Origin of the sequence: Pseudomonas sp. MIL9, from assembly GCF_016887925.1 — a bacterium.
In the GTDB taxonomy this organism is placed as follows: Bacteria; Pseudomonadota; Gammaproteobacteria; order Pseudomonadales; family Pseudomonadaceae; genus Aquipseudomonas; species Aquipseudomonas mohnii.
On sequence record NZ_JAFEHE010000023.1, the window covers coordinates 229,409 to 255,665 of the forward strand.

Annotated in this window: 24 protein-coding genes and 1 tRNA gene; 12 read left to right on the plus strand and 13 right to left on the minus strand. The window is 53.1% G+C overall.

What is annotated here, in order from left to right:
• Positions 1 to 121: 121 nt before the first annotated feature.
• The 6 genes from JQF37_RS23795 to queA form a co-directional block, all read right to left on the minus strand.
• Positions 122 to 673 (minus strand): glycine zipper 2TM domain-containing protein, encoded by a 552-nt coding sequence (locus JQF37_RS23795; RefSeq protein WP_047538056.1) that lies wholly within the window; start codon positions 671 to 673, stop codon positions 122 to 124.
• A 120-nt stretch (positions 674 to 793) separates the two neighbouring features.
• Positions 794 to 1,708, minus strand: a complete 915-nt coding sequence (gene secF, locus JQF37_RS23800) for a protein translocase subunit SecF (protein ID WP_130207438.1) — start codon at positions 1,706 to 1,708, stop codon at positions 794 to 796.
• A 9-nt stretch (positions 1,709 to 1,717) separates the two neighbouring features.
• Positions 1,718 to 3,586: a protein translocase subunit SecD gene (secD, locus tag JQF37_RS23805; RefSeq protein ID WP_130207436.1), complete on the minus strand. Its 1,869-nt coding sequence runs from the start codon at positions 3,584 to 3,586 to the stop codon at positions 1,718 to 1,720.
• A 63-nt stretch (positions 3,587 to 3,649) separates the two neighbouring features.
• The gene (gene yajC, locus JQF37_RS23810; protein WP_016773317.1) at positions 3,650 to 3,988 is read right to left on the minus strand and encodes a preprotein translocase subunit YajC; all 339 of its coding nucleotides are present in this window, start codon (positions 3,986 to 3,988) and stop codon (positions 3,650 to 3,652) included.
• Between the two features lie 43 nt (positions 3,989 to 4,031).
• A complete protein-coding gene (gene tgt, locus JQF37_RS23815; RefSeq protein ID WP_161793961.1) occupies positions 4,032 to 5,147 on the minus strand; it encodes a tRNA guanosine(34) transglycosylase Tgt in 1,116 nt (371 codons plus the stop codon).
• A gap of 14 nt (positions 5,148 to 5,161) precedes the next feature.
• Positions 5,162 to 6,226 (minus strand): tRNA preQ1(34) S-adenosylmethionine ribosyltransferase-isomerase QueA, encoded by a 1,065-nt coding sequence (gene queA, locus JQF37_RS23820; protein ID WP_130207434.1) that lies wholly within the window; start codon positions 6,224 to 6,226, stop codon positions 5,162 to 5,164.
• 108 nt (positions 6,227 to 6,334) lie between these two features.
• Between queA and JQF37_RS23825 the strand changes: the two genes are divergently transcribed.
• The 3 genes from JQF37_RS23825 (at position 6,335) to JQF37_RS23835 (ending at position 7,493) form a co-directional block, all read left to right on the plus strand.
• Positions 6,335 to 6,419, plus strand: a tRNA-Leu gene (locus JQF37_RS23825).
• 301 nt (positions 6,420 to 6,720) lie between these two features.
• Entirely contained in the window at positions 6,721 to 7,029 is a 309-nt protein-coding gene (locus tag JQF37_RS23830; protein ID WP_130207432.1) for a hypothetical protein, read from the plus strand.
• Between the two features lie 14 nt (positions 7,030 to 7,043).
• Positions 7,044 to 7,493, plus strand: a complete 450-nt coding sequence (locus JQF37_RS23835) for a surface-adhesin E family protein (protein ID WP_130207430.1) — start codon at positions 7,044 to 7,046, stop codon at positions 7,491 to 7,493.
• A 67-nt stretch (positions 7,494 to 7,560) separates the two neighbouring features.
• Here JQF37_RS23835 and JQF37_RS23840 read toward each other — a convergent pair whose 3' ends face one another.
• Positions 7,561 to 8,061: a hypothetical protein gene (locus JQF37_RS23840; protein WP_130207428.1), complete on the minus strand. Its 501-nt coding sequence runs from the start codon at positions 8,059 to 8,061 to the stop codon at positions 7,561 to 7,563.
• Between the two features lie 784 nt (positions 8,062 to 8,845).
• On the opposite strand from JQF37_RS23840, the gene JQF37_RS23845 reads away from it, so the two are divergent.
• Together JQF37_RS23845 and JQF37_RS23850 are read left to right on the plus strand one after the other, a co-directional pair.
• Complete coding sequence (locus tag JQF37_RS23845; RefSeq protein ID WP_149411650.1) at positions 8,846 to 10,429, plus strand: replication endonuclease; 1,584 nt, start codon at positions 8,846 to 8,848, stop codon at positions 10,427 to 10,429.
• A 400-nt stretch (positions 10,430 to 10,829) separates the two neighbouring features.
• Positions 10,830 to 11,054, plus strand: coding sequence for a hypothetical protein (locus tag JQF37_RS23850; RefSeq protein WP_143129380.1), 225 nt, complete (start codon positions 10,830 to 10,832; stop codon positions 11,052 to 11,054).
• A 15-nt stretch (positions 11,055 to 11,069) separates the two neighbouring features.
• Here JQF37_RS23850 and JQF37_RS23855 read toward each other — a convergent pair whose 3' ends face one another.
• From JQF37_RS23855 to JQF37_RS23865, 3 genes are all read right to left on the minus strand, one after another.
• Positions 11,070 to 13,031, minus strand: coding sequence for a relaxase/mobilization nuclease domain-containing protein (locus JQF37_RS23855; protein ID WP_204149771.1), 1,962 nt, complete (start codon positions 13,029 to 13,031; stop codon positions 11,070 to 11,072).
• On the minus strand, positions 13,028 to 13,399 hold the full coding sequence (gene mobC, locus JQF37_RS23860) for a plasmid mobilization relaxosome protein MobC (RefSeq protein WP_149411653.1): 372 nt from the start codon (positions 13,397 to 13,399) through the stop codon (positions 13,028 to 13,030). Before mobC ends, JQF37_RS23855 begins: the two co-directional genes overlap by 4 nt.
• Positions 13,400 to 13,697: 298 nt before the next feature.
• Complete coding sequence (locus tag JQF37_RS23865) at positions 13,698 to 15,017, minus strand: tyrosine-type recombinase/integrase (RefSeq protein ID WP_028624202.1); 1,320 nt, start codon at positions 15,015 to 15,017, stop codon at positions 13,698 to 13,700.
• Between the two features lie 290 nt (positions 15,018 to 15,307).
• Here JQF37_RS23865 and JQF37_RS23870 point away from each other — a divergent pair, with 290 nt between their 5' ends.
• Both JQF37_RS23870 and JQF37_RS23875 read left to right on the plus strand, forming a co-directional pair.
• Entirely contained in the window at positions 15,308 to 15,637 is a 330-nt protein-coding gene (locus JQF37_RS23870; protein WP_130211394.1) for a hypothetical protein, read from the plus strand.
• Positions 15,638 to 15,838: 201 nt separating this feature from the next.
• On the plus strand, positions 15,839 to 16,447 hold the full coding sequence (locus tag JQF37_RS23875; protein ID WP_130211393.1) for a LysE family translocator: 609 nt from the start codon (positions 15,839 to 15,841) through the stop codon (positions 16,445 to 16,447).
• Positions 16,448 to 16,590: 143 nt separating this feature from the next.
• On the opposite strand, the gene JQF37_RS23880 is transcribed toward JQF37_RS23875, so the two are convergent.
• On the minus strand, positions 16,591 to 16,959 hold the full coding sequence (locus tag JQF37_RS23880; protein ID WP_047538021.1) for a PH domain-containing protein: 369 nt from the start codon (positions 16,957 to 16,959) through the stop codon (positions 16,591 to 16,593).
• Between the two features lie 498 nt (positions 16,960 to 17,457).
• Between JQF37_RS23880 and JQF37_RS23885 the strand changes: the two genes are divergently transcribed.
• Genes JQF37_RS23885 through JQF37_RS23900 form a run of 4 tightly spaced genes read left to right on the plus strand, consistent with a single transcriptional unit; the run spans position 17,458 to position 22,587 of the window.
• Positions 17,458 to 17,934, plus strand: coding sequence for a formate dehydrogenase subunit gamma (locus JQF37_RS23885; RefSeq protein ID WP_130211392.1), 477 nt, complete (start codon positions 17,458 to 17,460; stop codon positions 17,932 to 17,934).
• The gene (locus tag JQF37_RS23890) at positions 17,934 to 19,490 is read left to right on the plus strand and encodes a formate dehydrogenase beta subunit (RefSeq protein WP_130211391.1); all 1,557 of its coding nucleotides are present in this window, start codon (positions 17,934 to 17,936) and stop codon (positions 19,488 to 19,490) included. The genes JQF37_RS23885 and JQF37_RS23890 overlap by 1 nt, the downstream gene beginning before the upstream one ends.
• Positions 19,487 to 22,369: a formate dehydrogenase subunit alpha gene (gene fdhF / locus JQF37_RS23895; protein ID WP_130211390.1), complete on the plus strand. Its 2,883-nt coding sequence runs from the start codon at positions 19,487 to 19,489 to the stop codon at positions 22,367 to 22,369. Before JQF37_RS23890 ends, fdhF begins: the two co-directional genes overlap by 4 nt.
• A complete protein-coding gene (locus tag JQF37_RS23900; protein ID WP_130211389.1) occupies positions 22,366 to 22,587 on the plus strand; it encodes a formate dehydrogenase subunit delta in 222 nt (73 codons plus the stop codon). The genes fdhF and JQF37_RS23900 overlap by 4 nt, the downstream gene beginning before the upstream one ends.
• A 433-nt stretch (positions 22,588 to 23,020) precedes the next feature.
• On the opposite strand, the gene JQF37_RS23905 is transcribed toward JQF37_RS23900, so the two are convergent.
• Together JQF37_RS23905 and JQF37_RS23910 are read right to left on the minus strand one after the other, a co-directional pair.
• A complete protein-coding gene (locus tag JQF37_RS23905; RefSeq protein WP_130211388.1) occupies positions 23,021 to 23,362 on the minus strand; it encodes a potassium channel family protein in 342 nt (113 codons plus the stop codon).
• Between the two features lie 155 nt (positions 23,363 to 23,517).
• Positions 23,518 to 23,982 (minus strand): hypothetical protein, encoded by a 465-nt coding sequence (locus JQF37_RS23910; protein ID WP_130211387.1) that lies wholly within the window; start codon positions 23,980 to 23,982, stop codon positions 23,518 to 23,520.
• 163 nt (positions 23,983 to 24,145) lie between these two features.
• Here JQF37_RS23910 and JQF37_RS23915 point away from each other — a divergent pair, with 163 nt between their 5' ends.
• Positions 24,146 to 26,068, plus strand: coding sequence for an alkaline phosphatase D family protein (locus JQF37_RS23915; RefSeq protein ID WP_130211386.1), 1,923 nt, complete (start codon positions 24,146 to 24,148; stop codon positions 26,066 to 26,068).
• Positions 26,069 to 26,257: the final 189 nt, after the last annotated feature.

Genomic DNA, 26,257 nt, shown 5'->3' on the forward strand with positions numbered 1-26,257 from the left:
CGTAATCGTTGCCGACCATCGCGAGCAGGCTCGCTCCTACAGGGGATTGCGGTGGTGCGTGAATCGCGAGCACAAAAAAAGCACCCCGAAGGGTGCTTCTTTTCGAATCTGACGCCTGAGCTTATTGGCCCTGCTGATTCTGCGACAAGATCAACTTGCCTTCTTTATCCACAGGAATCTGGTTACCCGGATCGCGATCCATCCGCACCTTGCCTTCCTTGCCGTCCAGCGAATACCGCACGTCGTAACCCACGACCTTGTCACTGATGTCATTCACCGTATTACAACGGGTTTGGGTTGTGGTGTAGGTGTCACGCTCCTGCATGCCTTCCTGAACCTTGTTACCGGCGTAACCACCACCGACCGCACCTGCGACCGTGGCGATCTTCTTGCCGGTGCCGCCGCCAATCTGGTTACCCAGCAGACCACCCGCCAGGGCACCGACCACCGTACCGGCGATCTGATGCTGATCTTTCACCGGCGCTTGCCGGGTGACCGTGACGTCCTTGCACACTTCACGTGGAGTCTTGATTTGTGTCTTGACCGGCTCAACGGCTAAAACCTGCGCAAACTCAGGGCCGCTTTTTTTAACCAGGCTGTAGGTGGCCACAGCACCCCCGGCAGTCACACCGACAGCACCCAGTACCGCACCAACCAGCATCGACTTGTTCACATGAACCTCCTGACCATCACCCGCGGAACGTGTCCGCGCTTCTCCCAGCCTTGGAGCACAAAAAAAGGCGCGAGTTCAACTCGCGCCTTTCAGGGCTTGCAACCGGGAAAACGATGGCCGTTATGGACGGTCGTCGACTTCCTTCTCGGTGGCCGCCGGAGGAATCAGGTCCTCGGAGTTCAGGTTCAGCCAGATCAGCACCACGTTCGCGATGTAGATCGACGAGTAGGTACCCGCCAGAACACCGATGAACAGGGCGATGGAGAAGCCGAACAGGTTATCGCCACCGAAGAACAGCAGTGCCGCGATCGCCAGCAAGGTGGAGATCGAAGTCGCCATGGTCCGCAGCAGGGTTTGCGTGGTCGAGATGTTGATGTTCTCGATCAGGCTGGCCTTGCGCAGTACCCGGAAGTTCTCGCGAACCCGGTCGAATACCACAATGGTGTCGTTGAGCGAGTAACCGATGATCGCCAGTACCGCCGCCAGCACCGTCAGATCGAAGGTGATCTGGAAGAACGACAGGATACCGATGGTCACGATCACGTCGTGGATCAAGGACACGATCGCACCGACCGCAAACTTCCACTGAAAGCGGAATGCCAGGTAGATCAGGATGCCACCCAGCGCCATCAGCATGCCGAGGCCGCCCTGGTCGCGCAGCTCTTCACCCACCTGCGGGCCGACGAACTCGACGCGCTTGACGCTGGCCGGGTTGTCGCCGCCGACTTTCTGCAGCGCCTCAGCCACTTGATGACCCAGTTGCGGGTCTTCGCCTGGCATACGCACCAGAAGATCGGTCGTCGCACCGAAGTTCTGCACGATGGCTTCGTGATAACCGGCGGTAACCAGTTGTTCACGTACCTTGGTGACGTCGGCCGGACGCTCGTAGGTCAGCTCGATGAGCGTACCGCCGGTGAAGTCCAGGCCCCAGTTCATGCCCTTATGGAAGACACTGAAGATTGCCAGTGCGGTAAGGAACAATGTGACGCCGAACGCAAAGTTGCGAACGCCCATGAAGTTGATTGTACGTAACATGGCAGCCCCTTAAATCCACAACTTCTTGAAGTCACGACCGCCGAAGATCAGGTTGACCATCGCGCGGGTCACCATGATGGCCGTGAACATCGAGGTAAAGATCCCGAGGGACATGGTCACTGCGAAGCCTTTGACCGGGCCGGTGCCCATGGCAAAGAGAATCCCGCCGACCAACAGTGTTGTCAGGTTGGCGTCGAGAATCGCGGTGAATGCCCGGCCGAAGCCTTCGTTGATTGCCCGTTGTACGGTCATGCCCGCCGCGATCTCTTCACGGATCCGCGAGAAGATCAGCACGTTGGCGTCGACCGCCATACCCATGGTCAATACGATACCGGCGATACCCGGCAGGGTCAGCGTTGCACCCAGCAGCGACATCAGGGCCAGCAGCAGCACCATGTTCACCGCCAGTGCGACGGTGGCGATGATACCGAAGAAGCGGTAGATGGCGATGATGAACAGCGAGACGAACAGCATGCCCCACAGCGATGCATCGATACCCTTGGTGATGTTGTCCGCACCCAGGCTCGGGCCAATGGTGCGCTCTTCAGCAAAGTACATCGGTGCGGCCAGACCACCGGCACGCAGCAGCAGCGCCAGTTCGGACGACTCGCCCTGGCCGTTCAGGCCGGTGATACGGAACTGAGCACCCAGCGGCGACTGGATGGTCGCCAGGCTGATGATCTTCTTCTCTTCCTTGAAGGTCTGAACCGGGACGTCTTTCTCGACGCCGTTGACCACTTGCTTGACGTAGGTGGTCACCGGACGCTGCTCGATGAAGATCACCGCCATGCTGCGACCCACGTTGCTGCGGGTCGCACGACTCATCAGTTCGCCACCATGACCATCCAGACGGATGTTCACTTCTGGCGTGCCATGTTCGCCGAAGCCAGCCTTGGCGTCGGTCACCTGGTCACCGGTGATGATCAGGCCACGCTCGATCTGTGCCGGCGGACGCTTGCCTTCACGGAACTCGAAGGTTTCGGAAGTGGCTTTCGAAGCGCCAGGCTCTGCAGCCAGACGGAATTCAAGGTTGGCCGTCTTGCCGAGGATACGCTTGGCTTCGGCGGTGTCCTGCACGCCCGGCAGCTCAACCACGATGCGGTTGGCGCCCTGACGCTGGACGATCGGTTCGGCAACACCCAGCTCGTTGACGCGGTTACGGACCGTGGTCAAGTTCTGCTTGATGGAGTATTCGCGGATTTCCGCCAGCTTGGCCGGGGTCATCGCCAGACGCAGCACCGGCTGGCCATTAAGGTCGGCCGGAACAATGTCGAAATCGTTGAAATTCTTGCGGATCAGGCTGCGGGCCTGTTCGCGGGCAGCTTCATCAGTGAAGCCCAGCTGAATGGCGCCATCGAGCTGCGGCAGGCTGCGATAACGCAGTTTCTCTTTGCGCAACAGGCTCTTGACGTCGCCTTCGTAGACTTTCAGGCGTGCATCGAGGGCTTTGTCCATGTCCACTTCCAGCAGGAAGTGCACACCACCGGACAAGTCCAGACCCAGCTTCATCGGGTGCGCGCCGAGGTTGCGCAGCCATTGCGGGGTGGTTTGCGCCAGGTTCAGTGCAACGACGTAGTCATCACCCAATGCCTTGCGCACGACGTCCTTGGCAGGCAACTGGTCTTCCGCCTTGACCAGGCGAATCAGACCGCCCTTGCCATTGGCGGCCAGTGTCGCGGCCTTGACGTTGATCCCGGACTCCTTGAGCGCTGTGCTCACACGGTCCAGATCAGCCTGATTGACCTGCAAGGCAGTGCTCGCGCCGCTGATTTGAATCGCCGGGTCATCAGGATACAGATTGGGAGCGGAATAAATCAGACCGACCGCCAGCACCGCCAGGATCAGAATGTATTTCCACAGAGGGTATTTGTTCAGCATCACGCCGCCCGCTTATGACGCGGGGCGCCTTGCGCGCCCCGTCGATTGAGTAGAAGTTGGAACTTAGATCGCTTTCAGCGTGCCTTTTGGCAGCGTGGCGGCGATGGCGCCTTTCTGGAATTTCATTTCGACGGTGTCGGAAACTTCCAGAACGACGAAATCGTCGGCCACTTTAGTGATCTTGCCGGCGATGCCGCCGGTGGTCACAACTTCGTCGCCTTTTTGCAGGCTGCTCAGCAGGTTCTTCTGCTCTTTGGCGCGCTTGGCCTGTGGACGCCAGATCATCAGGTAGAAGATGACCAGGAAGCCGACCAGGAAAATCCACTCAAAGCCGCCACCCATAGGGCTGGCAGCAGCAGGTGCGGCAGCGTCAGCCATGGCATTAGAGATAAAAAAGCTCATTTAGCACTCCAGTTGCAAATGTTGAATCTTGGGGTCAGAAAACTCAGTCCAAAGGCGGAACAGGTAACCCGCGTTTGGCGTAGAAGGCATCGACAAAGGCGGCCAATGTACCCTGTTGAATAGCCTCGCGCAAACCAGCCATAAGCACTTGATAATGACGCAAGTTATGGATGGTATTGAGCATGCTCCCCAGCATTTCGCCGCACTTGTCCAGGTGATGCAGATAAGCGCGGGAGAAGTTCTGGCAGGTATAGCAATCGCAGGTCGGATCGAGCGGCGAATCATCATGGCGATGGAACGCGTTTCGGATCTTCAGCACGCCAGTATCAATGAACAGATGCCCGTTGCGGGCATTACGGGTTGGCATCACGCAATCGAACATGTCCACACCGCGGCGCACACCCTCAACCAAGTCTTCGGGTTTGCCAACGCCCATAAGGTAACGAGGTTTGTCAGCCGGCATCATGCCCGGCAGATAATCCAGCACCTTGATCATTTCATGCTTCGGCTCACCCACCGACAGACCGCCAATGGCCAGGCCGTCGAAGCCGATCTTGTCCAGGCCTTCCAGGGAGCGCATGCGCAGGTCCTGGTGCATGCCGCCCTGAACGATGCCGAACAGCGCCGCCGTGTTGTCACCATGGGCTTCTTTCGAACGCTTGGCCCAACGCAGGGACAACTCCATGGAAATGCGGGCAACGTCTTCGTCGGCCGGGTACGGCGTGCATTCGTCGAAAATCATCACGATGTCCGAGCCCAGGTCACGCTGGACCTGCATCGACTCTTCCGGGCCCATGAACACTTTGGCGCCGTCGACCGGAGAAGCGAAGGTCACGCCCTCCTCCTTGATCTTGCGCATGGCGCCCAGGCTGAACACCTGGAAACCGCCGGAGTCGGTCAGGATCGGGCCTTTCCACTGCATGAAATCATGCAGGTCGCCGTGCTTCTTGATCACTTCCGTGCCCGGGCGCAGCCACAGGTGGAAAGTGTTGCCCAGAATGATTTCAGCGCCGATCGCCTCGATATCCCGTGGCAGCATGCCCTTGACCGTGCCGTACGTGCCCACCGGCATGAAGGCCGGGGTCTCGACGGTACCGCGCGGGAAGGTCAGACGACCGCGACGAGCCTTGCCATCGGTGGCCAGCAGCTCGAAAGACATACGACAGGTGCGACTCATACAGTTTCCTCTGGGCCCGATTCTTTAGGGGCAGTCGGCGCAGGATTACGCGTGATGAACATCGCATCACCGTAGCTGAAAAAGCGGTACCCGTTATCGACGGCTGCCTTGTAGGCCGCCATGGTCTCGGGATAACCGGCGAACGCCGAAACCAGCATCAACAGCGTGGATTCAGGCAAATGGAAGTTGGTGACCAGGGCGTCGACCACATGAAACGGCCGGCCCGGGTAGATAAAGATATCGGTGTCGCCGCTGAACGGCTTGAGCACGCCATCGCGCGCGGCGCTTTCCAGGGAACGCACGCTGGTGGTCCCCACCGCCACCACGCGCCCACCGCGAGCCCGGCACGCGGCGACCGCATCCACCACGTCCTGGCCGACTTCCAGCCATTCGCTGTGCATGTGGTGGTCTTCGATCTTGTCGACACGCACCGGCTGGAAGGTGCCGGCGCCGACGTGCAAGGTCACGAACGCGGTCTCGACGCCCTTGGCGGCAATCGCCTCCATCAACGGCTGATCGAAATGCAGCCCCGCCGTCGGCGCCGCCACCGCGCCCAGGCGCTCGGCGTACACCGTCTGATAGCGCTCGCGGTCCGAGCCTTCATCCGGGCGGTCTATATAAGGAGGCAGCGGCATGTGCCCGACGCGGTCGAGCAGCGGCAACACCTCTTCGGCAAACCCCAGCTCGAACAACGCATCGTGTCGCGCCAGCATCTCGGCCTCGCCACCGCCATCGATCAGAATCTTCGACCCCGGCTTGGGCGACTTGCTGGAGCGCACATGGGCCAGCACGCGATGACTGTCCAGCACCCGCTCCACCAGGATTTCCAGCTTGCCGCCGGAAGCCTTCTGGCCAAACAGCCGCGCCGGAATCACCCGGGTATTGTTGAACACCATCAAGTCGCCGGGGCGCAAATGCTCCAGCAAATCAGTGAATTGACGGTGTGCCAGGGCGCCGCTGACCCCATCCAGGGTCAACAGGCGACTATTGCGACGCTCGGCCAAAGGATGGCGGGCAATCAGCGAATCAGGGAGCTCGAAGGTAAAGTCAGCAACGCGCATGATGGGGTGTCGTCTAGCAGGGCCGGGAAGTCTAGCGGAAATATCAAAAATTCTCCATGCACCTGATTGACCAGCGGTTATCTCATCTCTATACTTCGCCGCCATTGAGCCCTGATGGCGGAATTGGTAGACGCGGCGGATTCAAAATCCGTTTTCGAAAGGAGTGGGAGTTCGAGTCTCCCTCGGGGCACCAACATTCTCCTTGTAAATCAAGGACTTAGAGAAGGGGTAGAAAGAAATTTCTACCCCTTTTTCTATCCAAAAAATCTACCCTTCTCATACCCTTTTCTTGGGAAAAACTGCCTCCCGGCAGTAGTCTTCTTGCTTTGCATTCACGCGAGAGACTGTGCGTTTAAGCCATCCTTTCTGATCCAGACCGCTTGAAGTGCTGCGGCTCTGCAGCAGTGCGTAAAAGGGTCAACCATGGGTTGCATAGATGTGTGGCTCAGGCGAGGATTAGCCTAGGCAAAACGCCACCACGCAAGGAAAGCCACATGCAAGCAAAATCCCTCAAAGCCTTGATTGCTGACCACGGCGTCTCATTCGACGCGAGCACCATCATGAATGCTCTGCTGAAAGCTGGTTACGCGGAAAGCTTTGAGTATGCGAGCACCACCGGCAACGGTGTGATGAAGTCATTCAGGAAATTGACCGATCAAGGTGAAGCCTTCGGCGTCAACAAGGCGTCAATGGGCCACCCCTTTAAGACTGAGGCGAAATTTTTCGGAGAGACTTTCCCTCAAATGCTTGACGTGGTCGTTGAACAATTGCGGAAAGAAGTCGGAGGGCTGTTAGCCAAATGAGGTTAGCACTCGTCTTGGCTGCCGTTCTCCCACTAGGGGTAGCGGCTGCTGCTCCTTCTAACGTCCAAGAGTTCGTAGCAAACGACCCTTGGCACCAATTTAGTGATGGCGTTAACGGCCAGAAGGTATTCACGAAAGGTGTTCTAAGACACGATAAAGGTCGCTATGAGCTTTGGTTTAAAGTCGAATACCCACAACCCAAAAGCTGTGGCGGAAACCTATTTATGAAAAGCCCTATGGACAGGGTCATCTGCGACAACGAAAAAGATGGTGAAATTGAAATTTCGATGAACCTTTACGAGATCAATTGTAATAATGGAACATCTAGGGTTACTGAAAGCATTGATTATGATTTTTCAGGAAAAACGTTAAATCACACGTCCAACAAACGTGCAGAGTGGACAAGGACCATACCCGATACTATCGGTGAAGGACTGAACACCTTTTTTTGTAAGCAGGACTAGGGCCGCTAACACATATGGCCATGCTATATAACAGGTGAAAAATCCTTCATAGACTCGTCAGGGAAAATCACATAGCATATTTGTTATAGATACCTAATGGAGCAAATATCTTTTTATCTTTCCAATCAAAAAAGTTATTCCCTCCTGCATATAGACCATCGTCAAACTCTTCAAACGCGACTTTGAAAAGATTATCGCTTTTGTCCCCTAGTGTCATCATGGCTACGATGCATTGTTTTATACCTTCTTCCGCGACTTCCTCGCCGTATAATACGCTGAAAATCAATTCAAGAGCGTTGGGGTCATATTTCTGATTTTTAGACTGAAGAAAAGCGTCATAAAATCCAGAAATATATCCAGCAAGCCATTGGTTAATTTCGTAATCCCCATTATCTCCTTTGTAAAGAAGCGGCGGCGTTTTCACACCAGACTTCTCAATTAAAAAAAATTGGTCCTTAATTAAAGAGTATACAAAAGAAACTCCATCAGTCATTTCAGGTGTTATGGGGTATCTTTTGGGTTCTTTTTCTTGGGTTTTCTTTTTTTTGAAAAAATCAAATAAAGCCATTGATTAATCATCCAGAGTTAAGGTCATCGCGTCATAATTTTGTTAAATAGTATCAGATATGGCTATGCTCTGTGAATGGTTCACACACCCGTCAAGGTCGTTTTTAGCGGCTGAACTTGTTCAAGCGTGATAAATGACCAGATGAACGCGACGTTTCTTCATACAGATTTTCAGAGGGTCATTTTCAATTTTGAGAAATTTAAAGAATAAGGTTGAACTCTATTTGATGATTAAGGTTGCACCATAAATATATTTTCAATTTTCTATTGACAACGAATTTCATTGTTTTTAAGCCAAAAAACGGCTACCCAAGAAAATGAAAACTCAAAAAACTGACATGAAAACGTGCAAAAAAATCAACGCTCTTTTTTAGGGCACTAACAAAAACACGTTAAAAATGGCGTGTTTTAATTCTAGGTATTACCATACGAATAAGATGGTAAATCGTCTAAAAACAGCCGTTCATAAGTTTTGATATTTAAAAGTTTTGCTGCTCCAAATGTATTTGGAATTAAATTTTGAGCTTTACGCTTTTGATTTTCATATGCGAACTTTGTTCGCAATACCCAGAAGCTTTTCGCCTGCTAGGGCGGCTTTATGCTTTTTACGCTCTTCTTGGATAACTCTTAAATAAGTGTCGCAAGTTGATTTTATAGGTTTTTTTGACCGTTTTTGATTTTTAAAAAAATCAGCTTTTTTACAGGTTAGAAAGTAAAAATATTTATTTATTTGACAACCATGCACGGCATGGTATTTGTATTAGTAACGAACAATAATAACTTTCATGATATTTATTCCACAACGCATAATCCTTAAAAATCTTACTCCTGAATTTTTCTTTGCAGAATGTGAAAGGCAGTATTTTTTTGAGCGAGCCATCGAAAAAAAGATGATTGCAAAGGAATGTCTTGAAAATAAGTTAAATAACTCATCAAAAAGAAAGCGTGAAAACATAGCCAAAGAAATAAGAAACCTCAAAAATAAATTCACTTGGGTTGCCACTTGCAGTGAATATAGATGCTGGAAGATACGACATAAATACATTCTAGCTGGCGATTTGGACGAAATCGTCAAAAATATCACGTTTGTTTTCGAGAGAATTCAAGAGCAACTAATAATAAAGCAGAGAAACCTCGACAACGATGACTCCGGCGAGAGTATTTTTTCACGCATAAAGAATGATTGGGATATCGGTTATGGTATCAAAATAAAGGACATTAAAGGGTCAACTATAAAAGACAAGCTCATCAACATTGCTGATGAGAAAAGACTTAAATCACAAATAAAAAGAATACAAAAACAAAGAAGCGAACTTTTAAAGCTGCACTCAGGTTTGATTGGTTCCGGTCGAGCATTTGAGATTTGTAGTGATGAAGTTGTTCGCAATAGAGAAGCTGACGAAGCCAGCCAGCTTGATTACATAATGAAGAAATCTCTTGTTAATGAAAACAACAAGAAAATCCCACTATGGAAAGTAGCAAGCACTGAAAAGCAAAGATTTGCTGAGATATTTATCCAAGTCTCATCGTTGGACGCCTATGCCAAACAACTTGACTATAAGCCTCTTTTCATAACTTTTACCGCTCCGGCAAGATTTCATCCAAAGCCGTCGAAAGGCGTTAGTTCTTGGGACGGTTCAACCCCAAAGGATAGCAATGATTACTTGAAAGGCTTATGGAATGCTTTTAGAAAAGACATCCATAGACATAAGATTGAGATGAATGGTTTCTGGGCAGTCGAACCTCACAAAGACCAGTGCTTTCATAAGCACGCTTTAATGTATGTTAATAAGAAACATTATGACGAATTAGTAATCTTGATTAACAAGCATTTTAGACACTCGGAAAACGCCGTAAGAATTGAAGAAATTGACGCAAAGAAAAGCAAGGCAACATCATACGTGATGAAGTATCTAACTAAGTCATTCAATTTGGAATTCGAGTTAAAAGGCGGCGTCCTAAATGTAGATAAGTTGGAAATCTCAAATCACAAAAAAGTTAGAGCAGTTCAAGCACTGTGGTCTGTGCGTAGATATGCAATGTTCGGCGTTAAGAATACGCTTTCATTGTGGAGAGAGCTGAAAAGAAAATCATTCTTGAAAGGCAAGAATGACGTTATTGATAAGGCGTTCGCATTTGTGGACAAGAACGATTTCATTGGGTTCTCTATATTTGTAAATGGAAACCTAAAAATAATGAGGCTATACAGCAAAATACAAGTATTTAAGAATGACCTGCTCGGTGATGTTTTCGGAAAAAGACTAATAGGTAAATACATAATTGATTTGAGCACAAAAGAAATGATTGATATAAAAGCAAATTACAAAATTGTTGATACTGCATTGCTTGATGCTGCCGAGTTGCAATAAATAAATACTTATCTATTGATTATTTATAATCGCATGTTATATTGTTATCAAGAACAGGAGATTATGAGCATGCAACTAATAAGGGTAACTAGCAAAAGAAAAGAAATCTTAAAATATACAAAAAAACTAGGTCTTTATGGTTTATATAAAGATGTTAAGAATGCACATGACAAAAGTGTTTGTCATTTGATTTTTGACCCATTAGATTACACATTCAAGGTGCTGGTAGACCAAAGTAGAGTTCCTTACGAATATCAAGACGAATGTATAAGGGACTTATAACAAAGCCAGCTAATGCTGGTTTTTTTGTGCCTGAATTTTGTCAAGAAAAATATGTATTTATTTGACTTTGCTTTTATTTGTGCTCTAATAAATATATATAAATAAGAAAGGGACACTAATGAAAAAACCAAAAGCAAAAGCAAATCTTAAAGTTTGCACCATCACACTCGACGCTGAAACACATAATCAATTTAGAGAAATTGCCAATACTCACAAATTTCCGTTGTCACGCTTTATAAATGATTGTATGAAAGAATACTTAAATGTAAGCAAAGTTAACGGGTTCAACAAAGATGTAACGCTACAAGTTGGAATTAGAAACTTTCAAATCCAAGACAAATAAAAAGCCCTGATAGGGCTATTTTGTTAACTGTGGTTTTAAGTCAAACGTAACCGCTCTTTTGTTTGCCATCTGTGCTTTAAAAGCTTGTTCAAGCTGTTTTGCTGCCGCTGGGTCTCTTTCTTTAATTTCATCAAATAGATTATAGAGCTTCTCTCTGAATTCATATTGACGTTTAACATCTCCAGTTTTTATTCCATTACGATTTTCTGGGATGTTGTCCATCTCTCTATGTCCGGCAATATCTCTCTTGCTATTACCCGGAAATGAACTTTTCTTTAGTCTCGGTTGTAACCATTCAAATTCTTCAACAAGTTCATCATTCGAATATGTTGAATAGTCTCCATCAATCTTGTGATTTTCAGGCTCTGCAAGCGGTTCTGGTGCCATCGGTATGTAAAACTCATCTATGGCAGGCTCTACTGGTTTAGGTGGTTCTACGGCTTCTGTGGGAGCTTGTGCGACAGGGGTAGCTATGGCTGGCCGGAACATATCGTGCAAGTCATCAATTAAGCCATCATTGGTTGGCGTAACCTTTTCTTGTTCAACCTTCTTTGTAGGCTCTGGTGGCTTCTCAGGAGCTTTTTGAAGAGGTATAGGCATGACAGGCTCAACTGGTTTAGGTGCTTCTACGGCCACCGTAGGGGCTTCTGGTGCTGGTTGCGGTTTAGGATCGGCCTTCTTATTCATCGAAGCATATTGCTCCTGAATTTTCTTCAATTCGTCTAAATCTGCTGGGGTAGGTTTGTAGCCTTCAAGCTTGAAGCCTTTGGCTTCCAATCCCATTAGCTGAAATTCGAGCCATACATTCTTCTTGAAGTAATCAGGGCCATTCACTGTAAATGATTGTGGTGGTTTGGCGTCGGCAACAAGTCTTTGAATGCCAGCCTTTGCTGACTGTCTTGATAAATCATGGAATGAAACTTTTGATGGGTCTTTGTAATACTCGAATGATTTCTTGCTACTGGCTGAATTATAGAAATATTCAACCTTGTCACTATGCTGAATAAACTTGAACTTAGTAGCAAGCACTGAGTTTGGTTTAATCTTTTTCATGTAGTCGGGTTCTGCTTCGGTTGAAGCGATTGAACAATTTTCGTATTCCTTTACGTTGTGCTTATTTTTTAAAGTCTGCTCAAAGCCAGTGTCATCACCTAGTTTCGCTTTAAGTGTTTTGTAAGATAGGCCAAGCTCGGATGCTTTGAATATCTGGTCTTCATGTTGAATGGAGAAAGATGATTTGCCATTGTGAATGACATTGAAACCATTCTCGGTTATCTGGTTGATGAATTCGGATGGGCTGGAAGCATTGTTAAGGAAATCACTCAAAGCGTCTTTCATTTGTTTCTTGTTAGAAATAACGCCACGAACGTCAAGCATTCTTTCTTTTGTTGATGGATGCTTGTCTTTGTATTTCTTGTTGATAATGTCTTTCTTATCTTGCAGTGTTAGCTCTTTTATTTTGTCGAGTTCATCCATGTCTCTTGAAATTCGATTTTCGGGAACTATTAGATTGTATTTTTGTTCAAGCTTTTCACATTCTCTTTCAATAACACGGTAGTCATTGCTGACGTTGTAACACTTGCCATTAAAATCTTTTAAAGCCCACACAATATGAACATGAACCTCATCTGTATCAATGTGAACGCCTAACGAATACTTTCTATTTGAAAGTTTATGCGTGGCCTCATAAAGTTCTTTTGCAATATCACGGGCTTGCTCTGGTGTAATATTGTCATTCGTATGAAAGCTAACAACATCGTGCTGGGTTCTAACGGATTGCTTTCTACCTTTCTTGTTGTCAGTAATATCGCTTTCAATTGATTGTGATATTGCTTTCGCAATATCTTTCTTTGAAGCATTCAAAGGCGTGTAAATATTTGACTCGAATAAAACGCAGCCTTCTTCTTTATTGAAGTATTTGGCTGTTTTGTAAATCTTTGATTTAGATTTTTGAGTGCTTAGCTTTTCACGTATCATGACTTACCTACGTTTCTTAATGTCTCCTTTTTTAATTTGCCCAACTTTTTAGTAAGTATAGTTATGTTTTGGTCGAGTGCAGTTAGCGTTTTTAGAATATCAAAAGGTGGTGTCTCATTCGCATTTAGACTTTTAGCTATTTGATTTAGGTTGTTTCCATATCCGCCCAGAAACCTTTCAATTTTATCAATGTCTTGTCTAAGCTCAGGATTGGTGATTTCAATAATTTCACTGATGCCATTATTAATGATGTGGGAAATATAGCCGGACTGGCTTTTGTGTATAATTCCCCTTTCGTGCTCAATCTTTTCGTAATCACTTTCGGATATTCTTACATTCATCTGTCTTGGTTTTTTATTATCACTCATACATTCCTCATGGTTGTTGATTTTAATTTTTCAAACGTAGTGCGAAAAATCGAGCGTAAATGTAAGCAACGAACGAAGTGAGGTGCTATACATTTACATTGCTCGCCTGTAATGTTTTCGAACTACTAATATCAAGTTAACATATATTAAAATGTTTTCAAGTTGTATAGCTTTCAATAAGCCAGATAACAAAGAATGAAAGTGTATAGCAATGTATAGCAACGTATAGCAATGTATAGCAGGCATTAAAAAGGCCACCTAATTAGGTAGCCTCATGAATGATGACAACAATAAAAAATTATACTGAGAATTTATATTGTAGGTGTTTAACAGCATCCATTTTAGATGCTGGGGTTGGGCCTTCCGAATATCTATCGAAAGTCATTCTTAGCAGTCCATCAGCTTTGTGGCCAACCAACGAAATGATGACAAGGTTCTTAACATCAGCACGCTCTAATGTAGTGATTACAGTTTTGCGAATGCTATGGAAAACACATTTTTTATCAAAACCTAAATCTGTCTTGAAGATTGAAAATTGATTACCTAAACCTTTCGATTTGGTTTCATACTTCCCACCTTTGCTTGTCTTCAACAAATACCCATCGTCCGATGAACTAACAAGCCGTTTGACCGTTTCCATGAGAACCGGATGAATTGGCACAAAACGAACGGATGCTTGTGTTTTACCTTCTGTAATATGAAAACAATCCACACCATCCTCTTTAACAACTGACGATGTTTTTAAACGGCATATTTCTTCAATGCGTGCTCCCGTATAGGCCGCTATCTTAATCAAATCGGCTAATTGACGCTTTCCTTTTTCAACTGCTTTACTATGCAAGGTTTCAACCTCTTCCGCCGTAAAAGCACGTCTTTCATCTTTTTTGAGTGTTCCACGTCTAACTTGGCTCAATTCATGACTTTTGAAAGGATTGATTGGATAACGTTCTTTGAATGGTGGTTCTTTTTTAATCAAGAAATTATAGAAGGCATTAAACGAAAACAAATATTGTTTCTTTGTCTTCGATTCCAGATTTTTTGAAATCAAGAATGAAGCAACTGCCTCATAATCCAGCAATAAGTCCTCAGCTTTCAAAAAGGCATCAAGTGCTTTAATTCTCTTTATATGTCTATCAACTGTATTCAAGTCTACTTTTCGTTGATTTAATTCATAGTTATAGAAACCATCAAGGCGACTTTTGAAAAATGGGGTTTTTGGTGAGTAGTCCGAACGACCTGCTGCAATATCAATTGCTTCATTAACAAGGTCGATGCTTAACTTCTTATCTTGTGTATATTGGATTACTTCAAAACCCATTTTTGTTTCATTGTTTGCGGGTTTCCCCTTAATTTTATCTTGGTTTATGGCCCTTTGATGCTTTTCAACTATTTGAAGAACATCATCACGGAAATTGCCGATTTCACCCCTACGGGCTTTTTCGATTTCGGTTTTCCACTGCTGCAACCATCGTAGTTTGAAAATATGGGCTTCCGAACGATTGCCAGTTTTGAGGCTTTTAGTCAAAACCTTACGCCCGGAAAAGGCTTCCCGTGCGTCTTCTGGAACGTCCAGACGGACGTAGTAGGTGCCGGATTTCAGGACTAAAAAATCGGTCATAGCAAAAGCCTTCGCTAGTCATTTCTACCCAAAATTCTACCCAAAATTTCTACCCAAAGCCACTGAAAGCCTTTAAACTCGAGGCACTGCTGGGTCTTATGATGTTTTTGAGGGAGTTCGAGTCTCCCTCGGGGCACCAACATTAAGAAAGGTCTTGCTTAGCAAGGCCTTTTTTTTCGCCTATAGAAAAGTAACCGCCACGCTGCCAAAACCTGTGGGAGCTGGCTTGCCAGCGATGCTTTTGATCTTCACACCCTCGGTCAGTCAGACACTCATCAAGGATTCCCCCCATGGAACAGCACCTGGAAACCGTCGCCCTCTTCTCCCTCAAACTGGCTTACGAATCGGAAGATTCAAGCCCGATTTTGCGTGACGACCTGGTCATGGGTGATTACCAGCGGGATGTGTTTGAGTTGCTGGTGCGGCGGGGGGATGTTGAGGGGATTCAGGTGAAGGTGGGTGAGTGTGTGGGGTTGGCGTTGGAGGCGGTTGGGGGTGTGGATAAACCGTTGGGGCGGGAGTTGCGGCGGTTGGCGGGGGACGTTGCCAGTGTTCAGACGATGGAGCTGATTGGTGCGCCGCTTGTTGCGCTTAAGGATTATCTGAAAGATATCCAGTGATATGACGGAGTGACCAAAAAAAGCGGGAACGCCCGTAGCAGGGCTGAAATTGGTTGTCCTGTTCATCTGATATAAATCTGCCCACCTTTTCCCCCTGCCTCTATGCCATTTGCACCGGGTTGTTGTTCACAGGTTTGTTGCGCGAGTACATCGTTTGGGCTATGCAGTATCTTCGCAATACCCTATTCAATGGAGTGATTCATGGCTAATTACGGACTGTTTATAATTCTGGCAACTTTGACCGTGCTTAGCCCCGGCCCAGGGGTGGTGTTGACGATTTCCAACTCCCTGCGGCATGGCTGGACTGGCTCGCTGCCCGGTATCTTTGGTATCGCGTTGGGCGCTTTTGTCGTCGCGGGTATCTCCGCCAGTAGCGTCGGGGTGATCCTGGCCACCTCGGCCACTGCGTTCACCATTCTCAAGTACATTGGTGCAGTGTACTTATTGTATCTGGGGATCAAGATGTGGCGTGCCAAGAGTTTTATCCCCGAACTCAAAGTCACATCCTCGCGTCCGTGGCGTCGATTTTCCGAGGCGTTGTCGATCCAGTTGCTGAATCCCAAGGCCGGTTTCTTCTTTCTCGCAGTATTCCCTCAGTTCATCCAATCGGAGGGTAACTACTACAGCCAGTTCTTCTTGCTGGTGTCGTCCTATAGCTTGCTCGTTGTACTGGTTCATACCGGATATGCCCTCATGGCCAACGGTGCAAGAAGCTGGCTCACCACAAATAGTGGCGCCCGTATTGTCGGCAAACTGTCGGGTACTACCTTTTTTTGCTTTGGCGTGCTGATGGCCTCGGCCAGCAAATAAACAGACTTGGATGATTTCGAAAAAAGGTGCACAGATTAATTTTCAAGGTGATTCCCTTTTTGATTCTTTTTGATTAGCCCCGAGTTTTCGGGGCTTTTTATCGGGCGGGATTTGGCTGGGCGGTGATTCGGCAGACCGTCAGTTCAAAGCAGATGCTGAGAAATCAGTTTCGAAATTTCCACCATCGAAGTCCTGCCGGTGAATTCGAACTTCACCTTTCCCAGCGACGAGAAGTAGATCTCCAGCTCGGAGTCCAGGTCGAACGTGCCCGAGGTTTCTACCGAGTACGCCACGATGTTTTTGTACGGCAACGAGGTGAAGTCTTTTTTGCTGCCGGTGATGCCTTGGACGTTGACCGAGATGATGCGTTTGTTGGTAAACACCACGCCGTCGCGCATGGATTTGTAGGCATCGATAACGTGTTCGCCGTCGATCAACAGGGCGGAAACGCGTTCGGCGTATTCGTCGTTTTGCTTGAGTTTGAAGAATCCCTTGTTGTTGAAATCAATCATCTGTCTTTCCCTGTTTATCCAATGAACGGCTTGAGCATGACTTCATACCGTATCTCGATCGACAGTGCAGGGCCAACCCCCACTCCACCGCTTTCCCCACAATGGCTCAACCCATCTGCTCCGCAGAATTGCCCACGGTTCTGATGCTTCTTCTTACCTGCAATGGTTGCTATACATCCCCCCTCGACAAGCCCTCCGGGCATTAGACCAGTGAATGATCGCCCCTGGCGGCACTCATCTAGACTGAATGGAGAGTCGTAGGCAGAACCGAGCACGTCGCTTTGGTGCAGTTCGATCAATAGCGGCGTGGCAAGCTGCCCTTTATGCCCGGTAGAGGCGCGGCGAAGACCGCGTCGGGCGCAACAAGATGCCCATTGAGGGTGCCCTGGCCAACGGCCTGACGATGCCACGATACCGTGACGTGGTGTGAATGCCGCAGCCGACACTTTCGGACGACCGACAACCCTATGGTTTGTCCGTGACCGTGAGGATTGCTGAATGCCTGATGAGACGTTGCACTTGCCTTTGGTCAACAGCCTGCTGGAACGCCACAAGGGCGCTGCGGGTGCACTGTTGCCCATTCTTCACGATATTCAGGCGCACATCGGCTACATCCCCGATGCCGCCGTCCCCGAGATTGCCCATGCGCTGAACCAGAGTCAGGCCGAGGTGCGCGGGGTGATCAGTTTTTACCATGACTTGCGCACCGCGCCGCCCGCTCGGCACATTCTGCGTCTGTGCCGGGCCGAGTCCTGCAAGAGTCGCGGCGCCGAGCAACTGGCCGCGCAGCTGCGCGAACGCCTGCAACTGGACGACCACGGCAGCAGCGCCGATGGCAGCATCAGTTTGCGTCCGGTTTACTGCCTGGGCGCCTGCGCCTGCTCCCCGGCGCTGGAACTGGATGGCCGGGTGCATGCGCGGCTCAGTGCCGAGCGTCTGGATGCCCTGCTTGACGCTTGCCGGGAGGACGCTTGATGCCGACGCTCTATCTGCCCTGTGATTCCCTGGCCCGTGCCGTGGGCGCCGATGAGGTGGCGACGGCCCTTACCACTCAGGCCCACGAACGCCATCTGCCGCTGGAGCTGCAGCGCACCAGTTCGCGCGGCCTGTACTGGCTGGAACCGCTGCTGGAAGTGGACACCCCGCAAGGCCGTATCGGCTTCGGCCCACTGACGGCGGCCGATGTGCCGTCGGTGCTTGAGGCCCTGGGCGATCCATCCGCTCATCCACTGGCCCTGGGCCTGGTGGAAGACCTGCCCTATCTGAAGACTCAACAGCGCCTGCTGTTTGCCCGCGCCGGCATCACCCGGCCGCTGTCGCTGGACGATTACCGGGCCCACGGCGGTTTCGAAGGTTTGAACAGATCCGTCACCCTTGGCGGCGAGGAGACTGCGACTGAGGTGTTCGATTCAGGCCTGCGTGGCCGTGGCGGCGCGGCCTTCCCCGCCGGGATCAAATGGCGCACGGTGCGCCTCACCGAAGCGGCGCAAAAGTACATCGTGTGCAACGCCGACGAAGGCGACTCCGGCACCTTTGCCGACCGCATGCTGATGGAAGGCGACCCCTTCCTGCTGATCGAAGGCATGGCCATTGCCGGCCTGTGCGTCGGCGCCACCTACGGCTACATCTATGTGCGCTCGGAATATCCGGATGCCGTGGCCACCCTGCGCGAAGCGCTGGAGATAGCCCGGTCGAACGGTTACCTGGGCGCCAATGTCGGCGGCAGCGGTCAGTCTTTCGACATGGAAGTGCGGGTCGGTGCCGGTGCTTACATTTGCGGTGAAGAAACCGCATTGCTGGACTCCCTCGAAGGCAAGCGCGGAGTCGTTCGCGCCAAGCCGCCGATTCCCGCGTTGAAGGGCCTGTTTGGCCAGCCGACCCTGGTGCACAACGTGCTGACCCTGGCCTCGGTGCCGCTGATTCTGGCCAAGGGCGCGCAGTTCTATCGCGATTACGGCATGGGCCGCTCCCTGGGCACCATGCCGTTTCAACTGGCGGGCAATGTGCGTCACGGCGGGCTGGTGGAACGGGCCTTTGGCCTGACCCTGCGGGAACTGGTGGAGGACTACGGCGGCGGGACCGCCAGTGGTCGGCCGCTGAAGGCCGCGCAAGTGGGCGGTCCCCTCGGTGCCTGGGTGCCGCCGTCGCAATTCGACACGCCGCTGGATTACGAGGCCTTCGCCGCCATGGGCGCGATGCTCGGTCACGGTGGCGTAGTGGTGGCCGACGACAGCCTGGACATGGCCCACATGGCGCGTTTCGCCCTTGAATTCTGCGCCGAGGAATCCTGTGGCAAGTGCACACCGTGCCGCATCGGCTCGACCCGCGGCGTCGAGGTGATCGACCGCTTGCTGGCCGCACCGGACGCGAGCGGTCGCGATGAGCAGGTGATCATCCTCAAGGACCTGTGCGACACGATGCAATACGGTTCGCTGTGTGCGTTGGGCGGCATGGTTTCCTTCCCGGTCGCCAGCGCCCTCAAGCACTTCCCCGCCGACTTCGGCTTGCAGCCCTCGGAGGCCGAGCAATGATCACTCTCTTCGACCCGAAAACCGATATCGATCTGGGCACCCCTGCCCGTGACAGCGACGTGCACGTCACCCTGCACATCGACGGCCGCAGCATCAGCGTGCCCGAAGGCACTTCGGTGATGCGCGCCGCCGCATTGCTGGGCACCACCATTCCGAAGCTCTGCGCCACCGACAGCCTGGAAGCCTTCGGCTCCTGCCGCATGTGCCTGGTGGAGATCGACGGCATGCGCGGCTACCCGGCGTCCTGCACCACGCCGGTCAGCGAAGGCATGACCGTGCACACCCAGACGCCGAAGCTTGCGACCCTGCGCCGCAACGTCATGGAGCTGTATATCTCCGATCACCCATTGGACTGCCTGACCTGCTCGGCCAACGGCAACTGCGAGCTGCAAACCGTGGCCGGTCAAGTCGGCCTGCGGGAAGTGCGTTACGGCTATGAAGGCGACAACCATCTGGCCGATGTGAAGGACACGTCCAACCCCTATTTCGACTATGACCCGAGCAAGTGCATCGTCTGCAACCGCTGCGTGCGTGCCTGCGAAGAAACCCAAGGTACCTTTGCCCTGACCATTACCGGGCGCGGTTTCGAGTCCCGTGTGGCCGCTGCCGGTGGGGATAACTTCCTCGACTCCGAATGCGTGTCCTGCGGCGCCTGCGTGCAGGCCTGCCCTACCGCGACCCTGATGGAGAAAAGTGTGGTCGAACTGGGCCAGCCCGAGCGCAGCGTGATCACGACGTGTGCCTATTGCGGTGTGGGCTGCTCGTTCCGCGCCGAGATGAAAGGCGAGCAGCTGGTGCGCATGGTGCCGGACAAGAACGGTCAGGCCAACCACGGCCACTCCTGCGTCAAGGGCCGCTTTGCCTGGGGCTACGCCACGCACCCGGATCGCATCACCAAACCGATGATCCGCCAGCACATCAACGATCCGTGGCAGGAAGTCAGCTGGGACGAAGCGGTGACCTACGCCGCCAGCGAATTCCGCCGGCTGCAGCAGAAGTACGGCCGCGACTCCATCGGTGGCATCACCTCCAGCCGTTGCACCAACGAAGAAACCTATCTGGTGCAAAAACTGGTGCGTGCCGCGTTCGGCAACAACAACGTCGACACCTGCGCGCGGGTCTGCCATTCGCCGACCGGTTATGGCCTGAAACAAACCCTGGGCGAGTCCGCCGGCACCCAGAGTTTCGACTCGGTGATGCAGGCCGACGTGATTTTGGTGATGGGCGCCAACCCCAGCGATGCGCACCCAGTGTTTGCTTCCCAGCTCAAACGTCGCCTGCGTGAAGGTGCGCGGTTGATCGTGATCGATCCGCGACGCATTGATCTGGTGGATTCGGTGCACGCCCGCGCTGAATATCACCTGGCCCTGCGCCCCGGTACCAACGTCGCCATGCTCAACGCCCTGGCCCATGTGATCGTCACCGAAGGCCTGCTCAACCAGGCCTTTATCGACGCCCGTTGCGAAGGCAGCGATTTCGCCAACTGGCGCGAGTTCGTCAGCCGCGCGGAAAACTCGCCGGAAGTGCTGGGCGCGATTTGCGGTGTACCCGCTGCCGACATCCGTGCCGCCGCGCGTCTGTATGCCACCGGCGGCAACGCGGCGATCTACTACGGCCTGGGCGTCACCGAACACAGCCAGGGCAGCACCGCGGTCATGGGCATCGCCAACCTGGCCATGGCCACCGGCAACATCGGCCGCGAAGGCGTGGGCGTGAACCCGCTGCGCGGTCAGAACAACGTGCAGGGCTCCTGCGACATGGGCTCCTTCCCCCACGAACTGCCCGGCTACCGGCACGTCTCCAACGAGGTGGTGCGCACGCAGTTCGAACAGGCGTGGAACGTCACCCTGCAATCCGAACCGGGCCTGCGCATTCCCAACATGTTCGAAGCAGCCCTGGGCGGCAGCTTCAAGGGCTTGTATTGCCAGGGTGAGGACATCGCCCAGAGCGATCCGAATACCCAGCACGTCACCGCCGCGTTGTCGGCCATGGAATGTGTGGTGGTGCAGGACATTTTCCTCAACGAAACCGCCAGGTTCGCTCATGTGTTCCTGCCGGGCAGTTCGTTCCTGGAAAAGGACGGCACCTTCACCAACGCCGAGCGACGCATCTCCCGGGTTCGCAAGGTCATGGAACCGCTGGGCGGCAAGGCCGACTGGGAAGGCACCGTGGCCCTGGCCAATGCCTTGGGTTACCCGATGCATTACAAACACCCGTCCGAAATCATGGATGAAATCGCCCGCCTGACGCCGACTTTCACCAACGTCAGCTACGCCGAACTGGAGCGCCACGGCAGCCTGCAATGGCCGTGCAACGCCGCAGCGCCGGACGGCACGCCGACCATGCACATCGACGAGTTCGTGCGCGGCAAGGGGCGTTTCATGCTCACCGGGTACGTGCCCACCGAAGAGAAGGTCAACAGTCGCTACCCGCTGCTGCTGACCACCGGGCGCATCCTCAGCCAGTACAACGTTGGTGCTCAGACCCGCCGTACAGAGAACGTTGCCTGGCATGAAGAAGACCGCCTGGAAATCCACCCGACCGACGCCGAGAGCCGGGGCATCAACGAAGGTGATTGGGTCGGCATCGGCAGCCGTGCCGGGCAGACGGTATTGCGTGCGCGGATTACCGAACGGGTCGCGCCGGGCGTGGTGTACACCACCTTCCACTTCCCGGAATCCGGGGCCAACGTGATCACCACCGACAACTCCGACTGGGCCACCAACTGTCCGGAATACAAGGTCACGGCCGTGGAAGTCAGCCGCGTCTATCACCCTTCCGAGTGGCAAAAGCGCTATCAGGCCTTCAGCGACGAACAGGACCGTCTGCTCAAGGAACGCCGCCAGGCCCGTGGCGATAAGGCGGAGGCACGCCGATGAGCACGGACAACCTGATCAAGATGGCCAACCAGATCGCCCAGTACTTCGCCAGCCAGCCGGACCAGGAGCAGGCCGTGCTCAGTGTGCGCAATCACCTGCAAATGTTCTGGGCGCCGAGCATGCGCAAGGAACTGCTGGCCTGGCAGACCGAGCATCACGGGGAGGATTTACACCCGCTGGTACAGGCGGCGGTAACCGGGGCGGGTTGGGAGGCCTAGCCCAACACTGAAAAACCACCTGTCGGAGCGAGCCTGCTCGCGATGGACCCGAGGCCGTCGCGTTTAGCCTGCAAGCACGTGTCATCGTTGACGACCATCGCGAGCAGGCTCGCTCCTACAAGGCAATTGGTTGCGCAACCCTATTCCGCGTCCGACCAGGACCACTGTAGGAGCGAGCCTGCTCGCGATGGACCCGAGGCCGTCGCGTTTAGCCTGCAAGCACGCGTCATCGTTCACGACCATCGCGAGCAGGCTCGCTCCTACAAGGCAATTGGTTGCGCAACCCTATTCCGCGTCCGACCAGGCCACTGTAGGAGCGAGCCTGCTCGTGATGGACCCTAGGCCGTCGCGTTTAGCCTGCAAGCACGTGTCATCGTTGACGACCATCGCGAGCAGGCTCGCTCCTACAGGGGAATGGGGTGCGGAGCCCTATTCAGGCGTCCCCCTCCTTCGCCCGCACGGCCGCCTCGATCGCCCGCACACTGATCGCCGCAAAGATCGCGGTCATCAGTACGCCGTTGAACCCCAGCATTATCGCCAGCACCCGCGATACCGCCAGTTTGGGCACCAGTTCGCCGTAGCCGATGGTCAGGCCGGTCACGAAGGCGAAATAGATACCGTCGAATGGGCCCCAGCCTTCCAAGTAGCTGATGATCAGGCCGAACAGAACGATCAGGAACAGCAGGATGGAGAAGATCGGCCACACCACGCAGAAGTAGAACCAGACAGTCTTGTAGAACTCATGGCGAACGTGGGATGCGTGATTGAGGTTCATGTCACGAGCTTCCTGGGTTGTGGGCACCCCATCAGCTTGGCACAAACGCTGGATTTCGATGGCCGGATCAACGCAGCGCCGCCCACAAACCGAAGGCAACCACGCCAGGCTAATGCCGCAGAGGACATACCGTAGCCACAGGGCTGTATCGGCGCTTATTCGACCTCAATGGGCCCTTTTGTCCCGGCATCGCTGTCGGTCCAGTAATCTTCCCCCGTCAGCCGCCGATCACCCTGGATCGTGAACGTCATCTTGCCCTGGCGGAACTGCAGCGTGCCGTCGGTGCGCTTGGCGTTGACCCGCTTGCCGTTGACCCAGACGTTCTCCTTCGAGTCGATACGTATGGTGGCGACGGTCGCGCCGGCGTCGCTCTTGGCGACCCACTGCCCGGCATACGGCGTCTGGGTGTTCGCGCTGTCGCTGGCGGCCGGTGCTTGCGGATTGCTGAACCCGGCCTTGGCGTTTTCGGCCTTGCTCTTGTGGATATCGCAGCCCTCCAGTTCACTCATCTGGGTGCAACCGGATTGTTCGAGTTGTTTGCGGTACTTGTCGTTGATGGCATAGGCCGGGGACTGGGCAACGATCAACATGGCCAGCGCCGGCAGGATGATCTTCTTCATGTGTTCCTCTTCTCAGAGCGAAAGCTTGTCGACAGTCAGGTCATTCACTCTAGCCTGTATTGGCCATCGGTCAGCTGACACTGATCACTTCAACGTTAACAGGCAGCCGCAACGACCTGCGCTATCATCGCCCGCTTCGGTGCCCCAAGAGTCTTGAACCCGGATGTCCGTCACTCTGCCATTACCTGCTGATCATCATTCACTGCCACCGGTTCTGGCCGGGCCGCTGTTACGCCGTCTGGAGCCCACGCGGCTGGTGATGTGGCTGGTCGGCTCGCGGTCGCTGGCGCTGACGTTGCGCGTGCAGGGTGTTGCCGATGTACGTCTGGATGCCGGGCAATGCACGGTCATCCAGGTGGGCACGCAGGCCTTCGTGCATCTGATCGACGTGACGCTGGAGGCCGCCCTGCCCTGGGACACGCTGATCGAGTACGACCTGCTGATCGATGACGCACAAACAGGCATCGCCGACTGGGCGCCCCATCTGTTGTATGGCGATGCCCGTCGTCCGAATTTCGTTCTGCGCTCACGCATCGATCAGTTGCTGCATGGCTCCTGCCGCAAACCTCATCACCCGTCAGCCGACGGCTTGCTGTGTGTCGATGCCCTGCTGGCGCAAACCCCTGAAGCCAGCGAGCGCCCGGCACTGTTGATGATGAGCGGCGATCAGGTGTACGCCGACGATGTCGCCGGGCCGATGTTGCGGGCCATTCATGCCTTGATCGAGCGACTGGGACTGTTCGGCGAGCACCTGGAAGGCGCCGTGGTCAACGACAGCGCCAAACTCTACGAGCATCCCGCCAGCTACTACCACCGTGCGGATTTGTTACCGGCGCTTGAAAGCAACGAGACCTTGCGCGAGCGATTTTTCGGCGGGGCGCGCAAGCCGATTTTCACCAGCAGCAACGCCGACAACCATCTGGTGACCTTCGCCGAAGTCATGGCCATGTATGTGTTGGTCTGGTCCCCCACGCCCTGGACCTTGATTGCCCCGCAGCCGCCGGCACTGACGCCGGACAGGGCTCAGCGCTATGCACTGGAACAAACCCGCATCGATGGCTTCAAGGCCGGACTCGGCCAGGTCGCCCGGGCCCTGGCGCACTTGCCGACGCTGATGATTTTCGACGACCACGACATTACCGATGACTGGAATCTTTCCGCGCAATGGGAGGAAACGGCCTACGGCCATCCGTTCTCCAAACGCATCATCGGTAATGCACTGCTGGCCTACATGCTGTGCCAGGGCTGGGGCAACAACCCGGATGCCTTCAGCGGCGTCCTGGAAAAAGCGCGGCTGTTGAGCGCCACCGGGCAGGACCGCTACCTCGACAGCCCTGTGCAAGATGACTTGATCGACCAATTGCTGAAATTTCAGAACTGGCACTACGTGCTGCCCACCCGCCCGGCCGTGGTGGTGATCGACACCCGCACCCGGCGCTGGCGCAGCGAGATGAACCTCAAGCAACCCTCGGGCCTGCTCGACTGGGAAGCCCTCAGCGAACTGCAACAGGAACTGCTCGACCACCCGTGCGCGATCATCGTTTCGCCTGCCCCGATCTTCGGCGTGAAACTGATCGAGACCGTGCAGCGGGTGTTCAGTTGGTGCGGTTATCCACTGCTGGTGGACGCGGAAAACTGGATGGCCCATCGCGGTGCGGCGCAGGTGATCCTGAACATTTTCCGACACTCGCGTACGCCGGGTAACTACGTGGTGCTCTCGGGGGATGTGCATTATTCCTTCGTCTACGAAGTGCTGATCCGACACCGCAAGGCCGGGCCACATATCTGGCAGATCACCAGCAGCGGCATCAAGAACGAATTCCCCCGGGCCCTGCTCGAGTGGTTCGATCGCCTCAACCGCTGGCTGTACTCGCCACGCTCGCCGCTCAACTGGCTGACCAAACGTCGGCGCCTGCGCATCGTGCCGCACGTCCCCGAGCATGCCGAGGCCGGTGAACGGCTGTGGAATTCGGCGGGGATCGGCCAGGTGTTTTTCAATGATCAGGGTCAGCCGCAGGATATCTATCAGCACAACGCCAATGGGGCGCCGAAGACGCGCATGGTGCCGCCTGCCGATGAGGAGTGAAGGGATGACCGCCGCTCCTGATCATGACCGAAAACCTGCAGAGCCAGCCTGCTGGCGATGGACCCGAGTGCGCCGCGTTTAACCAGGCCACCCGCGTTATCGTTAACGACCATCGCGAGCAGGCTCGCGCCTACACATGTCCGCAAACCTGTAGAGCCAGCCTGCTGGCGATGGCCCCGAGTGCGCCGC

Excerpts from the sequence above, each read along its gene's own strand:
- secF (WP_130207438.1), bottom strand. The coding sequence starts at position 1,708 with ATGTTACGTACAATCAACTTCATGGGCGTTCGCAACTTTGCGTTCGGC.
- secD (WP_130207436.1), bottom strand. The coding sequence starts at position 3,586 with ATGCTGAACAAATACCCTCTGTGGAAATACATTCTGATCCTGGCGGTG.
- yajC (WP_016773317.1), bottom strand. The coding sequence starts at position 3,988 with ATGAGCTTTTTTATCTCTAATGCCATGGCTGACGCTGCCGCACCTGCT.
- tgt (WP_161793961.1), bottom strand. The coding sequence starts at position 5,147 with ATGTCTTTCGAGCTGCTGGCCACCGATGGCAAGGCTCGTCGCGGTCGT.
- queA (WP_130207434.1), bottom strand. The coding sequence starts at position 6,226 with ATGCGCGTTGCTGACTTTACCTTCGAGCTCCCTGATTCGCTGATTGCC.
- JQF37_RS23830 (WP_130207432.1), top strand. The coding sequence starts at position 6,721 with ATGCAAGCAAAATCCCTCAAAGCCTTGATTGCTGACCACGGCGTCTCA.
- JQF37_RS23840 (WP_130207428.1), bottom strand. The coding sequence starts at position 8,061 with ATGGCTTTATTTGATTTTTTCAAAAAAAAGAAAACCCAAGAAAAAGAA.
- JQF37_RS23845 (WP_149411650.1), top strand. The coding sequence starts at position 8,846 with ATGATATTTATTCCACAACGCATAATCCTTAAAAATCTTACTCCTGAA.
- JQF37_RS23850 (WP_143129380.1), top strand. The coding sequence starts at position 10,830 with ATGAAAAAACCAAAAGCAAAAGCAAATCTTAAAGTTTGCACCATCACA.
- JQF37_RS23855 (WP_204149771.1), bottom strand. The coding sequence starts at position 13,031 with ATGATACGTGAAAAGCTAAGCACTCAAAAATCTAAATCAAAGATTTAC.
- mobC (WP_149411653.1), bottom strand. The coding sequence starts at position 13,399 with ATGAGTGATAATAAAAAACCAAGACAGATGAATGTAAGAATATCCGAA.
- JQF37_RS23865 (WP_028624202.1), bottom strand. The coding sequence starts at position 15,017 with ATGACCGATTTTTTAGTCCTGAAATCCGGCACCTACTACGTCCGTCTG.
- JQF37_RS23870 (WP_130211394.1), top strand. The coding sequence starts at position 15,308 with ATGGAACAGCACCTGGAAACCGTCGCCCTCTTCTCCCTCAAACTGGCT.
- JQF37_RS23875 (WP_130211393.1), top strand. The coding sequence starts at position 15,839 with ATGGCTAATTACGGACTGTTTATAATTCTGGCAACTTTGACCGTGCTT.
- JQF37_RS23880 (WP_047538021.1), bottom strand. The coding sequence starts at position 16,959 with ATGATTGATTTCAACAACAAGGGATTCTTCAAACTCAAGCAAAACGAC.
- JQF37_RS23885 (WP_130211392.1), top strand. The coding sequence starts at position 17,458 with ATGCCTGATGAGACGTTGCACTTGCCTTTGGTCAACAGCCTGCTGGAA.
- JQF37_RS23890 (WP_130211391.1), top strand. The coding sequence starts at position 17,934 with ATGCCGACGCTCTATCTGCCCTGTGATTCCCTGGCCCGTGCCGTGGGC.
- fdhF (WP_130211390.1), top strand. The coding sequence starts at position 19,487 with ATGATCACTCTCTTCGACCCGAAAACCGATATCGATCTGGGCACCCCT.
- JQF37_RS23900 (WP_130211389.1), top strand. The coding sequence starts at position 22,366 with ATGAGCACGGACAACCTGATCAAGATGGCCAACCAGATCGCCCAGTAC.
- JQF37_RS23905 (WP_130211388.1), bottom strand. The coding sequence starts at position 23,362 with ATGAACCTCAATCACGCATCCCACGTTCGCCATGAGTTCTACAAGACT.
- JQF37_RS23910 (WP_130211387.1), bottom strand. The coding sequence starts at position 23,982 with ATGAAGAAGATCATCCTGCCGGCGCTGGCCATGTTGATCGTTGCCCAG.
- JQF37_RS23915 (WP_130211386.1), top strand. The coding sequence starts at position 24,146 with ATGTCCGTCACTCTGCCATTACCTGCTGATCATCATTCACTGCCACCG.